Raw genomic sequence first — 13379 nt, forward strand, 5'->3', positions numbered from 1 at the left:
GCCACCTCACGGATCAGGTCTCGGGCGTGTCCGGGACCCCGGCGGCCCCGGCCTCGGCAGCGGGCCCCTGAGCACGCACGTACGTCCCCCGGGAGAGCCGCCGCAGACGCCCCGACTTGACCATGGCGGAGAGTACATTGCTCACGGCCTTGGCGGACTCACCGGGCAGCACGATGCCGCTCCGTGCGGCGACCTCGTCGATCAGGTCCCGCCCGGTGAAGGGCTCGGGGACGGTGGTCACCGCCTGCTCGACGGCCGCCCGGATGCTGAGGCGGCGGAGCTGAGCCGGAACGCTGTCCAACAGGTGGCGGCCCGCGGGTACTTCGCCATGCGCGGCGCCGGCGGCGGCCCGGGGCGCGAAGGGACCGGACGGCGCGGCCGCCGGGGCCACCGCCTCGTACGCCACCGCCTCGTCCGCCGGCGGCCGGTCCGGCGCGGCCTGCCCGGCATCGGCACCCGGAAGCCCGGCGGCTTCGTCCTCCCAGACCCCCGCGGCCAGTTGCCGCTCCAGGTACTGCCGGGCGGTGCGTATGGTCTCGATCTCCTTGACGGCGGCGCGGGCGCCGGGCACCGCCGCGAGCATGGTGCCCACCGTCTCGATGTTCGCGAGCGAGCTCACCAAGTGGCGCAGCAGCGGCACGAGGAACGCCTGCCGCAGCGCGGCCATGGGATTCGTCGTCGCGAGCTCCACCGACACCGACCCCTGGAGCAGGCTCGCCACGTCGGCGGCCGGCTCCGGCTCGTCCGGCAGCAGCGACTCGACGGCCCGGCGTGCCAGCCGGACGCTGGTCAGCGTCTCCGGCCGGACGCCGCTGTCCGGCGCCGCGATGAGCATGGCGACGAGATTCTCGGCGCCCGCCAGCGCGGGTGCCGCCGTACGGGCCAGCGGCCACAGCACCGCCTGGCGGACGGCCGCCGCCGGATCTCCCAGTGAGAACGCGATTCTTCGCTCGCTCTCTCCGGACATGAATCCCCCGTTCGCTTCATCAAATCGCAAATGCAGAGCCGCGTCTGTTCCCGCGGTTCCGGCGCGGGTGTTCCGCGCGCCTCCGACGCGTACCGAAATTCCGCGGTCGGCGGCCAGATGGTCCTGCAGCGCGTCGAAGGCGTCGAGTATCGCGCCGAGCTCCGGTCCGGATGTCTCACCGCGGCGCGGGCGCCGGGTGAACTCGTCGGTCCGGGCCCGTACCTGGGCCAGCCGGCGGGAGACCGTGCTGCGGCTGCACCCCAGCCGAACAGCCATTTCGCGCTGGCTGGCCTCCGGATGACGGCGCTGTTCCCGCGTCAGTTCGCCGAGCGTGCCCGGCTCGGCGCCGGCCGGCCGCAGGCTTCCCGCGGCGTCTCCGATCTTCAGCCGGCGCCGCATCCAGCGGCGGTCGTCGGCGGTGGTGGCGGCCGCGTACCCATACGGATCGGCATGGACGACGGCGCTCTGCAGGCACTCGGCCCACAGCGGACACGAGGCGCACATCTCGCGCGCCGTAGCGGCAAGCGTTTCAAATTCCCGCATCTGCGCGCGCGAAACTCCGTCCCCCACCGGAGGATTCTCCAGGAGGGGGTGGTGAAAGAGATCGGAGCGTCGCTGACACGGCAGAGCCGGCGAATCCTCGGATGGCGCGGACAGCGCAGCAGGCGCCGTACGGTCGACCGTACGCATAAGTTGAATCCCCCGAAACAATCTAATGTTCGTCGGGACTCTAAGGCATGCTCTTTCCGACGTGCAACGCGACTGCAAACGATCAGAGTTCTGCACGCAAAGTCGTGACAGAATTCTCACCGCGCGCTCAGTCGCCGGTTCGCGCGTGAGTTCCGGCACGTCGCAGAAAAGCCGCGAATGCCGACAACCGGCGACGCAATACCGTGATTCCCCGGCCCCGCAGCGCCAGTACGGTGAGCACGCCCAGGAAACCGGTCGGCACGGCCGCCGACGGCACCAGCGCACCCACGAACGAGGCGATGATCAGTACCCCGTCGGCGAGCAGAACGGTGACACCGCGCCGTCCCGGGTGCTCCTTGAGCATCCAGGCACCCAGCAGGGCCATGCCGGCCAGCGCCCAGTAACCGAACACCGCCTGACCACCGATCATATCCCCCGTGACACCCCGTGCCGTATCGCCGACGGCTGTCAGGTAGCCGGTCACGGCCGCGGTGAGCGGGGTGGCGAGCAGCGCGAGGAGCAGCTGCTTCCGGTGCCGCAGCAGCCAGCAGAGCAGCGCGACCGCGAGCAGTACGGCGACACCGGTGAATGCGGCGGCACTGGAGGACGCGACGTGGAACAGGGTGAACGCGGCGGCGATTCCGAAGACGACGCGCGGCAGGAGTTTCACCGCGAGGTGGTCCTCCCGGTCCTGGCGCACGAGTCGCCGGAACAGTGTTCCGGCGGTCTTCTCCGTGGTCTTCATATGCCTCGTTCCCCCCACTCGTCGGCCGGCTCGGTCATCCGAGTCCCGTACCGGTCACGGCCTTGCCCACGCCCGGCCCCGCGGGCTCCGGGGCGGCCACCGGCGCCGCCGAGGTGCCCTTCGCCGCCGCTGTCGGCCGGGGCGTGAAGCCCATCTGCCATACGGGAGTCGGCGCGGTGGGCCCGGACGGACCGGCCTCCTTGCCGCCCTCCTGGGCGGGCGCTTCGGTGGTCAGCGGCGTGATGCGCACGTGCGACGCGTCGGCCTGCGCGACATCCGCCGACAGCTTGCCCAGTACCGCCGTCCGTTCCGCGGCCGGCTTCGCCGCGTACTCCGCCGGGTCGACGTGCAGCGGCTTGTCCTTCAGGGCGAACTGCGCCTGGGCGCGCACCGCGTCCGTGCCCAGCTCCTCGCGCGCCACCGGCGGCCAGCCGTCCGGTGCCGCGTACGCGAACTTGATGTTGTCCAGGCCGACATCGGGATTGGTCCGCAGCGCGGGCAGCTCGGTGGTCTGCAGCACCGTGCCGGGAAAGGCCGTCTGCGCGAACACCACGACCTCGCCCTTGGCGGCCTCGGCGTACCGCTGGGAGAGCGTGGACCAGGCGGACTTCGCCAGGTCCCAGCCCTCGTCGCCCTGGAGGTTCAGCTCGCGGTGGACCGCCGTGTCCCACAGCCGGAGGTTGCCGAGGGCCCGGCCGCCCCGCGTCCCCTCCAGGTAGCGGGCCGAGCCGGGGACCTTCTCGTTCTCGGACTCCGCCCATGCCTCGGCGATGTACATGTTCGACAGCGCCTTGCCCGGCGGGAGGTCGGGGTGCGGCACCTCGAAGGACCAGAAGGCCGACTTCACATCGGGGTTCTCCGGGGTGACGTTCAGCCGCCGGGCCCGTTCGCGTACGTACTCCGGGACGCTCATGCCCACCCGGTCGGCGGCCGTCATGATGCGGTCGGCGATCCGTCCGGCCTGCTCGTCGGTCGCCGGGGTGTCCGCGTCGCGCAGCCCGAGGGCGCGCCGGCCGATGTCCTCCGGTATGTAGGGCGCGCTCACAGCGAATCCTGCGGATAGCAGTGCACATTGATCATGACGCCTCGTTTCCCCACTCCCCTGCGCGTGACCCCGCCGCTCTTCACCGTCAGCACGGTCACCGGCCCCTCCGGGTCCTTGGCGCTCCACACGGCCATCCGGTACGGATCGCGGCGTCCCAGCCGGAAGTCGCGCGAGGGCAGCCAGTGCCGGTCATCGGGCGGCTCGGGAAAGGCGGGGTCGTCCCAGGCCCCCGAGAACTCCGGCGCGCCCAGCACCTCCCGGGCGGCCGCCTCGTACGCCGGCCACACCTCGGCCGTCCGGTCCAGGACCAGGTCGTTCTCGTCCTGCGTGTCGGCGTTCAGGTGGCGGACCGTGAAGGTCACGGAGCGCACGGGGCTCCAGCCCCCGGAGACGAGCGGTTCGAGGGTGAGGTCCGCTCCCGTCGAGGTCCGCACCCGCAGCACGCGCTCCACCGTGAGCGGCCGCCAGCCGAACAGCGCGCACCAGTCGTCCAGCGCCTGGCCGGGGTTGGGCGGGCCGGCCCAGACCGCGGGCCAGTCGACATGGGTGGTCAGACCGCTCAGCTCTTCGGCGAGAGCCTGCGGCGGACGCTCCTCCGTCACCGTCGGCATCCTGTCACTGCCTTCCACTCGTACGTCGTATCGACCGGTCCGGCCGGATCCGCCGGTTTCTGCCCGGCTCGGAAGATCCTCGCACCATGGCCCCGCCGGCCGGTAGCGTCGGCCGGTCCCCTCCCCCGTACGTCACAGCAGCCAGCCCGGTCCCTGGTCGTCCGGGTCCTCCGGGCCGTGGCAGACGAGGGAGATCCTTGCCTCACCGGGCCCCTGGCCGGTCGCGATGCCCGCCCCGAGGTGCGCCCGGAGGGAGAAGAGCGGTGCGCCGGGCGTCCGGAAGGACCACAGCGCGAGGCGGTGCGGATCCTGGTGCTCCCGGCGCCACTCGTCGCTGTCCCCGAAGTCCCGGCCCGGCAGCTGCGGAAACCCCGCCGTGTCCCAGGCGCCGCTCCAGGTCGGCGGCCCCAGCACGGTCGTGGCGGCGGCCAGGCAGGACTGCCAGCGCTCCAGCAGCGCCTCGGTCAGCCGCGCGTTCTCCGCCACGGCCGTCGACCGGACCGCCCACGAGGTGTAGTCGACGCGGGTGACCGGCCGCCCGTACGCCGCCGAGCCGAGCCGCAGCTTTCCGCCCTGCCGGGTCCGGACGTACTGTCCGGCCTCGAACCACAGGGGCTGCCAGCCGAAGGCCGCGCACCACTCGCGGCGCGCGGTCTCCTCGGCCGGGACCCCCGCCCACACGACGTCCCAGTTGAGACCGGTCAGCGACCACAGCTCCGCGCCCAGTTCCTGCGGGGGGCGGTTGGCGATCTGACTCGGCACGGGACTCCTCCGGGGGACGGGAGCGGGCAAGGGGTCGGTGGGCGGCAGGAGGCGGGCAGCGGCGGACGCCTACTGCTGGATGCGGCCGTCGGAGCGGGGCGGGGGCGGCTGCGGCGGCTGCTGGGGCTGCGGGTGCGGCTGCGGCGGCAGCGGCCGGCTCGGCTGAGGTGCCTGGCGCGGCTGAGGTGCCGGCTGCGGCTGGGGCTGCGACTGCTGTGCCGGTGCCTGGTACTGCTGCTGCGGTGCGGACGGCTGGGACGGCTGCTGCCCGGTGCTGCTCAGCCGGGGCCTGGCGGACTTCTTCGGCCCGGTCTGCTCCGGCGCCGGGGCCTCCGGCCGCTGCGGCGGGGACTGCGGCTGCGGCTGCTCGCCGGGCTGCCCCACCCGCTGCTTGTTGGCCTGTGCCGCCTCGTAGGCGTTCTGCCGCTGCTGGCGCTTGGTCGGGTTGGTCCAGCCGCCCTTCTCCAGCTTCCCGCCGAGCAGCTTGCGGTCGGCGAACCGGGTGGCGGCGCCCGCGGCACCGGCCGCGACCCGCCCGCCGACGCGTCCGGCGCTCCCCGCGCCGCTCTGGCTCTTGTCGATGAACTTGCTGGTGGCGGCGTTCGCCATGTCGCCGACCCCGAGCGCGTCCTCGGCCCCGGCGATCTTGGGGCTGAAGTTCCCGGAGAGCAGCTTCTTGAGCATCATCACGACCGCGACGGTGACCAGGAGCAGCAGCAACAGCTGCATGCCCAGGGCGATCTGGGCGGGCAGGATCATCTGGTACAGCACCAGGAGCACCGTGAGGATGACGCCGAATCCCGCGCGCAGCACGAAGCTGTGGATGAACGTCTCCAGCCAGCCCTTGAGCAGTTTCTGCTGTGAGGGATGGATGCCGAGCGTCGCCACCAGGGGCAGCAGGACGACCAGGATCAGCGTGACGGCGTGCCAGAGCAGCGTCAGCACGCTGAGCACCATGACCATCAGCCCCACGATCAGCGCCGCGACGAGGGAGTAGAAGGCCATGCCGACGCGGTTGCCCGCGTTCTGTCCCGACCAGTCCTTGAAGATGTCGCCGTGGTCCCCGCTGGCGACTTCCTGCCGGATCGGGGTCCAGTCGTCCTCGAATTTATTGAGGTCTTTTCCGCGGTCCTTGTTCGTCTCCGACTGGGCGACGGCATGGCGCACGCGCAGGTCCTGGCAGCGCGCTCCCTTGCCCCAGTCGCAGCTCTCGCCGGGGTCAGCGGCCGTGCAGCCCTTCTTGTCGTCGATGATGCAGTCCTTGCCCGCGTCACCGAACTGCCCGAGGGCCCAGGGCCGGAATGCCAGGGTGTCGTACATCGCGCAGCTCGACACCCGCATACCGCGGTTGTACACGCCCTTCGGCAGGTCGCACGGTGGCTGCATGGTGCCGGAAATGCCGGACAGCACGGCCTCGGTCAAAAGTGAATTGGCCTGCGCGATACCCGAGTCGGCCGTGCTGACGACCTTGTCGTAATTGCCGCCCGTCAGGAAGGCCATCACCGCGACAACGGTGAGGCCGGCCCAGGCCACGCCCGACCAGACCTCGCGCATGTCGCCCTTGCGCCATTTCCCGAACACCCAGAGACCGGTCAGCACGATCATGACGGGGACGGCGGGCCGCAGGACGTTCTTCTTCAGCGTCTGGACGACGTTGTCGCGGCCCTCGTAAAGGCCGGCCAGCGGGCTGGGGTTGGACGCGGATTCCTTGATGGAGATGGCCGCGCGGGTGAGGATCTTGGTGCCGTTGAAAATGCTGTCGGCGATGCCGTTGTTGACGTAGTCCATGACGCTGCACTCGTCGGCGCCGCTGCCCCACTCGCCGTTGTCCTCGGCCGCGTCGCCCTTCCCCTTGAAGGTCATGGACCAGTTGAGCCCGCGCATGCCGTTGAGCTCGTACAGCGTGTAATTGGCGGCCGGGCCCGGCATTTCCACCGAACCGCTGACCGTGCCCCCGCGCACCCGCTCGGTGAGCGAGCCGTCGTCCGGCTTCGCATTGCGGTCCCACTGCTTGACCGCCGGCATCAGCGCTTCGCCGTTGTTGCCCGGCGTGTCCATCTGGTAGCTGTCGTCACCGGTGATGTCGCACGCGAACGCCATGGCCTGCGCCGGCGCGGGGGTGGCCAGCAGGACCGCCGCCAGGGCAAGCAGCACGAAAAGGCCGGCCCGCACCGCCGTGCCGACCTTGATCAATCGCCAGCTTATTGCGCGGCGCGGAACCATAGGGAATCCCCCGAATGAGAATGAGTGAGCGAAGCGGGCGGTACCGGCCCGGGCGGGTTCAGTTCTCCACGTAATCGGTCAGAACGCACCCGGAGACATGGGCCTTCTCCTTCTTGTAGCCGCTCGGCACGGCGAAGGACGGCGCGCAGTTCAGCTGCAGCAGACCGGTCTTCTCCAGGCCGCCCGAACCCTCACCGGAGTAATCCACGACGAAGTCCTTGCCCAGGAAGAACTTGCCGTCGGTGCGCCCGGCGTCGATCACCCCGCGCTTCACCTTCTTCTCGCGGTCGTTCTTGTACGCCTGCTCGAAAGCCGTCATGTTCTTGGGGCGGTAGATCAGGTAGCTGGACTGCCAGTCGGTGCCGCACACCGCTTCCTCCTGGATCGTCCAGGCCGCCGCCTCCCGCTTCTTCTCGGCGGACGCCGAGTCGGCCACGTCGTCGACGAAGGGGTCGTTGAGACGGTCGTCATCCGGGTCGTTGCTCAGATTCGCGCAGTCGACGTGCTGCTGCAGGAATTCCTGTGCCTTCTTGAGCGAGGCGGCACTGGGCAGCCCGCCGTCCTGCTTTCCTTCGCTCCGCTGGTCCTTCTGCTCGGCACCGCTGTGCGCGCCGCCGCCCTTCGCGTCGCCTCCGTCGCAGGCCGCGACCGACGTCAGGGCGGTCAGAGCGGCGCCGATCACGAGCATTCGCTTCATCCGCATGGCTCTTCCCTCTTTCGTTCGTGTCTTCCGGCTCAGGCGGCGGACGTGCTGTTCGGCGTGCCCGCGGGTGCGGGCTCCGCGGCGCGCGCCGCCGCGGCCGGGTCCGCCGCCGCTTCCTGCAGGTACGTCCACTCCCACACGCTCAGCGGCGGGTTCTTGCCCTGGCGGGCCGGGCGGGTGGTGCCGTTGGTGTCGGTGGCGGCGAGGATCTCCTGGAAGACCAGGTCGACGGCGACCGTGCCGACCCGCTTGTCCGCGTCGCGCTGCAGGCAGACACCGGTACGCAGGTCCTGAAGGGCGTCGATGACCTTCCGGTCGTCCTCGGCGCGGCCGAGGAGCGGGGCCACCAGGGACGCCTCCTGCGCGGACTTCTGCTTGAAGGCGAAGACGGTGTGGATCTGGTTGGCGCCACCGCTGCGCGCCTCGGAGTCCTCGATCTGCACCAGGTCGATGGCCTGCTGGGTGATCAGCACGGTGACCGCGAGGTACGAGCGGCCCTGCTTGAGCGCCCGGCGCATGAGGTCGCGGCCGCTCTCGGTCGCGGTGACGACGTACGCCTCGTCGACGAAGAGCGCCTTGGGGCGCAGCCCGACCTCGCCGGTGACCGGGTTCTTCTCGTACCCGACGTCCAGCATCTGGCTGCCGAGCTCGACGACCGCCATCAGCGCGGTGGCCGCGAGGCGTTCGGCGGGGTTCCAGTTGCGCGGGTCGGTGGCCGACGGGGACTGGAAGCCGCGCAGGGTGATGACGGTGCGGCGCTTGCGCATGCTGGACAGCGGCTGCGGCCGCTCGGCGAAGGCGAGCCGCGCGTACGGCAGGGTGCGCAGCTCGGTCAGGAGCATCTGGGCGAGCTTGAGGTCCTTGGCGGCCTCCCGGTCCCCGGTGGCGACGGCGTGGTCGTACGCGCGGACGACCTCGTCCACGACCTGCCACAGCGTCGGGCGCGGCACCTGCTGCTCCGCGTCGCGGGCCGACATGCCCTGCTCGACGGCCTGGCGCACGGCGGAGTTGTACCAGCCGACGACGGTCGCCATCGCCTCGATGACGGGCAGCCGGACCCGCTGATAGTCCTCGTCGCCGAGGAAGCCGCGCAGCATGCTCTCCGCGAGCAGCCGGCCGGAGGCGACGTCCCGGGCGATCACCCAGGGGTCGAGGACGCCGGCCTGGCCCTTGAGGAGGTCGACGACCTCGGTCTCGTCCCAGAACTCCCGGTTGATGGGCTGGAAGCGGCTCTGCGGCGTGCCGAGGATGCCGGCCTCCGCGTCGCCCGCGAACGCCGGATCGTTCACCTGGGCCCCGAAGCCCAGGTAGTAGCACATCTGGGCGAAGTCGGTCTTGGGGTCGATGACCAGGCAGCGGACGCCGGACTCGGACTCCTCGTAGAACTTCTGCAGCGCCAGCGAGGACTTGCCGCCGCCGGACGCGCCGACGATGGCCAGGCCACCGCCGTCGTTGCGGGCCGGGCCCACGTGCAGCGAGTAGTGCACGGGCATCTTGCCCGCCCAGCCGACGAGGTTGCCCACCCAGCCGAGCCGCTTGCCGGAGCGGTGCTCCGGGTTGTCCCCCAGCTCGGTACCGGCCGTGGGCAGCCCGGCGCCCAGCTGCTCGACCTCCTGGAGGCGCAGGTAGGGGGCGATGGGCAGCTTCGGCGCGTCGCCCGGCAGCTGCGACTGCAGGAGCCGCCACTGCTGGCGGGTGGGGCGCAGCAGCGTCACCTTCAGGTCCTGCTTGAACTGCATCTCCAGGACGCGGCGGCGCCGCTCCAGCTCCTTGACGTCCGGAGCGGAGACGGTGAAGCGGATCTGCGCCTCCATGCCCGGCATCTTGTGCTCGTCGATGTCGTCGCAGAGGTTCTGGGCGCGGGTGACCTGGTGGGCGAGCTTGGTGTCCGGCTGCCGGCCGGAGTTCGCCATGTCGTTCATCTCGTCGACGAGGTTGCCGCGGATCTTGTCGGCGCGGTCCTTGAACTTCGGATACGGGATGAGGGTGAACCGCATGTCGATCTCGACGGGGAACTCGACGTGCTGGGCGGCGTACCGGGCCCACGCGGTGCTCTGCCGGAAGCGCGTCTCGGCCGGCCAGTTGGCGGCGACCAGGGTGGTGGTGTAGCTGGTCTGCCGCTCGCCGCTGACCTCGTCGTACTGGTGCAGCACGATGTGCGTCTTGCGGTTCTCGCCGGAGAAGTCGACGACCAGGTCGAACTGGTCGGGGCCCCACGAGCGGCTGCCGAGCACCGGCTCCGGCGGCACGGGCAGCTCGCCGTGGAGCGGCTTGCGGATGAGCCACACCAGCTCCTCGCGGGTGAGCGGGGTGCCGTGGAGGCCCTCCAGGCTCTCGTGGACCTCGGTGGCGACCTGCGTCCACTCCGCGAGCGCCATCGGCGAGAGGTACTCGTCGTTGACTCCGGTGGCGGCGGCCGCGGCCTGGTCGGCCACGCCGCGCACGCCGCGCAGCAGACCGGGGTCCTCGTGCGGCTCGTCGTCCTCGGCGACCACACCGCTGTCGCCGCGCTTGAGCGAACCGAGCTTGACGAGCAGGATGTTGCGCTCGCGCATGGCGCCGATGCGCTCCTGGTACTCCGCCTTGCGGAGGTTGTACGCCTTGTAGTTCTCGGTCGGGTCCCAGGCCACCGCGTTCAGCTCCTCGGCCCAGTTCAGGGCCGTGATGGGCTGGTAGACCTTGCGGTAGTGGCACTCCACGTTGCGGTCGCCGCGCGCGAGGCTGAGCAGCCCGCGCGCCGGCCCCTCGGCCATCGACTGCAGCTCGGCGGCGCTGAGGTACTCGTCGATGGCGGTGGGCAGCACGAGCCCCGTCCACACGGAACTGCCGTGGACGAAGATCATGTCGTCGGCGTAGCGGTACGGGAGCCGGAGCTCCTCGCGCGCCGTCTTGGTGCGCCGGGTCGCGGACTGCTTACGGGCGCCCCGGCCCTGGCCTTTGCCCTGGGAAGCGGCCGCCATGATCATGGCGACCACGAAGAAGGCGGCCGCCCCGCCCAGAAGGATCAGCATGAACATGGAGAAGTCATCCTGCGGTGGTGTCGGACAGGTCGGCGCGCGTGCTGCGCGCGTGGCCTGCGGAGAAGGAGGAGCCGCGCTCGGCGGCGGCCCGGCGCGCCTGGTCGTACCGCGACTGCCAGCGCGGTGAGCCCGGCTGCCAGAGGATGACCTGCCAGTGCAGCTCCTCCGGCTCGCGGTCGGCGGAGAGTCCCTGCAGCCGCTTGGGCTGGAACCAGTAGTCGGCCCAGACCACGATCTGCTGGCTCAGCGTGAGCGCCGAGGGCAGCGGACGTCCCCAGATGAAGTAGACGGCGAACGGCGGTCCGAAGTACAGGACCGACGTCCACATCGACAGGCCGAGGAAGGGGAGGAAGGCCGACAGCGACAGCAGCGCGATCAGCCACACCAGGCCGAACCCGAAGGCCGCACCGAGCGCGGGCAGCAGCAGACCGGGAAGCGGGATGTTGCCCCAGTTCCAGATCCGCTTGGGACGGTTCAGCAGATCGGTGTGGTCGTAGGCGACCATGGACTCAGGTGCATCGGGCGCCATCAGCCGCTCCCCTCAAGGTCTGGCGGTCGGAATCGGGTGATCCTGCGCGGGCTCGCGGCCCGGGGAATCAGCCCTTGCCGCCGATCTGCTCGCCGAGGCCGATCAGCACGGACGCGAGGCCCGTGGCGCCACCGATGATGAGCGCGGCCAGCGCGATCATGCCGAAGCCCTGGAACGCCTCGCGCATCCCGTCGCCGCGCTTCATCGACAGCAGCATGCGGATACCGAGGATCAGCAGGGCGATGACCGCGACCATCGTGCCCGCGTTGCGGAGGATGTCCTGGATGTTGCCGAACATCTCGTTCATGGTGGTGGCTGCCAGATACATGGCGTGTTCCTTTCAAGAACTGAGGGGGGAGCGGGCGGCCGGCGTCCGGGACGGCACGGTCGCCGGCCTGTGGTGGGGTCAGTCGTCCTTGCCGGAGCGCTTCTTGCCGCCGGCGGACTCCTTGTCCTTCTTGCGGGTGGGCTCGGTGGACGGCTCGGTCTCCGCGCCGTCGCCGGAGCCGGCGCTCTCCTCCGGCCCGGGGGTCGGCTCGCCCGCGTCGGCGGAGCCGCCTTCGGGGTCGAGGACGCCGCCCCTGATGTCCTTGATGAACCAGCCCTGCTCGGTGTTGACCACCGTCATCCGGTACGCCCGCCGGACGGTGCCGCCGTCGGCGTCGGTCCAGTCGACCGTCACCCGGGCCTGCACGGCCTGGTCGGTCCTGTACGAGATCGTGTCGCCGTCGTCGGAGCCCTCGGGCGCCAGCGCCTGGACCTCGTTGACCTGCGGGGCGGAGAGCGCGTTCCGCAGGCCGGAGGTGGCGGAGGAGGTGGCGTCCGGGGTCGTGAAGCGGGTCATCGCCGTGGCGTCGGAGCGGCCCCACGCCTCGAAGTAGCCCGGCAGCACCTTCTTCTGGAGCTGCGCGGACAGGACGTCGTCCACGACCTGGTCGTCCTCGTCGACCGGCGGGGCCGAGCCGCGGGCCGGCAGCGGCATCTCGCCGACGTTGCCCGCGATCCGCAGGCCCTCGCCGTGCGCCAGGTCCTTCACGTACACCGGTACGGAGAGGGTGGTGAGCCGTCCGTCGCTCAGCCGGACCTGGATGCCCAGGTAACGGCCGTGCTCCCCGTACTCGGGCAGCTTCTCGACCGTGCCGTCCCAGTTGGCGACGACGGCCTTCTGCGCGCCGTCACCGTTCCAGCCGCAGTCGGCGTCCACGCCCGCCGAAGCGAAGCGCGCCAGCTCCTTGCGCCGGTTCTCCGACGTCTGCGGGGAGTAGGTCAGGCACAGCAGGGCGTAGTGCTCGGCGAACGTGGCGGCGGCCTGCGTCGGGAACCGCGTCAGCCGGTACTTCTCGGCCTCCGCGGCGTCCAGCGCGGCCGCCTGCGGCGCACCGGACTTGCCGATCACCAGGCCCATGACGCCGCAGGAGCCGAGCGCGAGCGCGCAGGTGGCGATCATCAGCGTGGCACGCAGCGCCACGTGGGTACGCCGGCCCGACGGGATGCGGCCGCCGGCCTTGGGGACGTCGAAGGACTTCCCGGCACCGGCCGGGCTGCCCGCCGCCGGGGCGCCGGCCCCCGGCTTGCCGCCCGACTTGCGCTGTTCCCGGGCCGCCTTCTTGCGCTCGTACTCCGCCTTGCGCTCGGCCCTGGCCCGCTCCCGCTTCTCCTTCTTGGCGTCCTTGCCGGAGCCGGCGGAGGCGCGCGGCGGGAGGGTGGGCACCGCCGCCTGGCTCGGCGGCACGGCGGCCTGCGGCGCCCTGCGTACCCAGGCCGCGGCGACCTGCGCCCGCGCGGCGTCCGAGGGCATCGGAGCCTGCTGCGGGTACTGGCCGTACTGCTGTTGCTGGGGCTGCTGTTGCTGCGGGGGCTGTTGCTGGGGCGGCTGTTGCGCGCCGCTCTGTTCCGCAGGATGACCGAAGGGAGCGGGGTGCCCGGAAGGCTGGCCTCCGCCGACCGCGCCAGCAGGGCTGTTGTGGTCTGTCATCGAGTCGGTTTCTCCAACGCGTTCGGTCACCGGCCGCCGCATTGTTCGTGGCGGGCCCCCGTTCAGCCAGGTGCCCGGTCAGTGTGGCAAATACTTGTCGCAGCAATGC

General features: G+C 71.2%; 11 protein-coding genes. All 11 read right to left on the minus strand.

The genetic code is table 11. The annotated features are described in order from the left end of the window. Positions 1–13: 13 nt before the first annotated feature. The gene (locus ACIGXO_RS09810) at positions 14–1510 is read right to left on the minus strand and encodes a WhiB family transcriptional regulator (protein WP_399782872.1); all 1497 of its coding nucleotides are present in this window, start codon (positions 1508–1510) and stop codon (positions 14–16) included. Positions 1511–1784: 274 nt separating this feature from the next. Then, positions 1785–2402, minus strand: a complete 618-nt coding sequence (locus tag ACIGXO_RS09815; protein ID WP_399782875.1) for a hypothetical protein — start codon at positions 2400–2402, stop codon at positions 1785–1787. A gap of 34 nt (positions 2403–2436) precedes the next feature. Further along, positions 2437–3447, minus strand: a complete 1011-nt coding sequence (locus tag ACIGXO_RS09820) for a hypothetical protein (RefSeq protein ID WP_399782878.1) — start codon at positions 3445–3447, stop codon at positions 2437–2439. Further along, the gene (locus ACIGXO_RS09825) at positions 3444–4058 is read right to left on the minus strand and encodes a hypothetical protein (protein ID WP_399782881.1); all 615 of its coding nucleotides are present in this window, start codon (positions 4056–4058) and stop codon (positions 3444–3446) included. The genes ACIGXO_RS09820 and ACIGXO_RS09825 overlap by 4 nt, the downstream gene beginning before the upstream one ends. Before the next feature lie 132 nt (positions 4059–4190). Next, positions 4191–4820: a hypothetical protein gene (locus tag ACIGXO_RS09830; protein ID WP_399782884.1), complete on the minus strand. Its 630-nt coding sequence runs from the start codon at positions 4818–4820 to the stop codon at positions 4191–4193. Positions 4821–4889: 69 nt separating this feature from the next. After that, entirely contained in the window at positions 4890–7043 is a 2154-nt protein-coding gene (locus tag ACIGXO_RS09835) for a hypothetical protein (RefSeq protein ID WP_399782887.1), read from the minus strand. A gap of 58 nt (positions 7044–7101) precedes the next feature. Beyond that, positions 7102–7746 (minus strand): hypothetical protein, encoded by a 645-nt coding sequence (locus ACIGXO_RS09840; protein ID WP_399782889.1) that lies wholly within the window; start codon positions 7744–7746, stop codon positions 7102–7104. A 32-nt stretch (positions 7747–7778) separates the two neighbouring features. After that, on the minus strand, positions 7779–10763 hold the full coding sequence (locus ACIGXO_RS09845) for an ATP-binding protein (RefSeq protein WP_399782891.1): 2985 nt from the start codon (positions 10761–10763) through the stop codon (positions 7779–7781). Between the two features lie 7 nt (positions 10764–10770). Beyond that, positions 10771–11295 (minus strand): hypothetical protein, encoded by a 525-nt coding sequence (locus tag ACIGXO_RS09850; RefSeq protein ID WP_399782893.1) that lies wholly within the window; start codon positions 11293–11295, stop codon positions 10771–10773. Between the two features lie 67 nt (positions 11296–11362). Then, positions 11363–11623, minus strand: a complete 261-nt coding sequence (locus tag ACIGXO_RS09855) for a TrbC/VirB2 family protein (protein WP_030258718.1) — start codon at positions 11621–11623, stop codon at positions 11363–11365. Between the two features lie 78 nt (positions 11624–11701). After that, positions 11702–13093, minus strand: a complete 1392-nt coding sequence (locus ACIGXO_RS09860; RefSeq protein ID WP_399782897.1) for a conjugal transfer protein — start codon at positions 13091–13093, stop codon at positions 11702–11704. Between the last annotated feature and the right edge of the window lie 286 nt (positions 13094–13379).

This window comes from Streptomyces sp. NPDC053542, from assembly GCF_044544685.1.
GTDB lineage: Bacteria > Actinomycetota > Actinomycetes > Streptomycetales > Streptomycetaceae > Streptomyces.

What these genes read in the sequence shown, in the direction of transcription:
- ACIGXO_RS09815 (WP_399782875.1), bottom strand. Translation starts at nt 2,402, where the DNA reads ATGAAGACCACGGAGAAGACCGCCGGAACACTGTTCCGGCGACTCGTG.
- ACIGXO_RS09860 (WP_399782897.1), bottom strand. Translation starts at nt 13,093, where the DNA reads ATGCCCTCGGACGCCGCGCGGGCGCAGGTCGCCGCGGCCTGGGTACGC.
- ACIGXO_RS09855 (WP_030258718.1), bottom strand. Translation starts at nt 11,623, where the DNA reads ATGTATCTGGCAGCCACCACCATGAACGAGATGTTCGGCAACATCCAG.
- ACIGXO_RS09845 (WP_399782891.1), bottom strand. Translation starts at nt 10,763, where the DNA reads ATGTTCATGCTGATCCTTCTGGGCGGGGCGGCCGCCTTCTTCGTGGTC.
- ACIGXO_RS09840 (WP_399782889.1), bottom strand. Translation starts at nt 7,746, where the DNA reads ATGCGGATGAAGCGAATGCTCGTGATCGGCGCCGCTCTGACCGCCCTG.
- ACIGXO_RS09835 (WP_399782887.1), bottom strand. Translation starts at nt 7,043, where the DNA reads ATGGTTCCGCGCCGCGCAATAAGCTGGCGATTGATCAAGGTCGGCACG.
- ACIGXO_RS09825 (WP_399782881.1), bottom strand. Translation starts at nt 4,058, where the DNA reads ATGCCGACGGTGACGGAGGAGCGTCCGCCGCAGGCTCTCGCCGAAGAG.
- ACIGXO_RS09850 (WP_399782893.1), bottom strand. Translation starts at nt 11,295, where the DNA reads ATGGCGCCCGATGCACCTGAGTCCATGGTCGCCTACGACCACACCGAT.
- ACIGXO_RS09810 (WP_399782872.1), bottom strand. Translation starts at nt 1,510, where the DNA reads ATGCGGGAATTTGAAACGCTTGCCGCTACGGCGCGCGAGATGTGCGCC.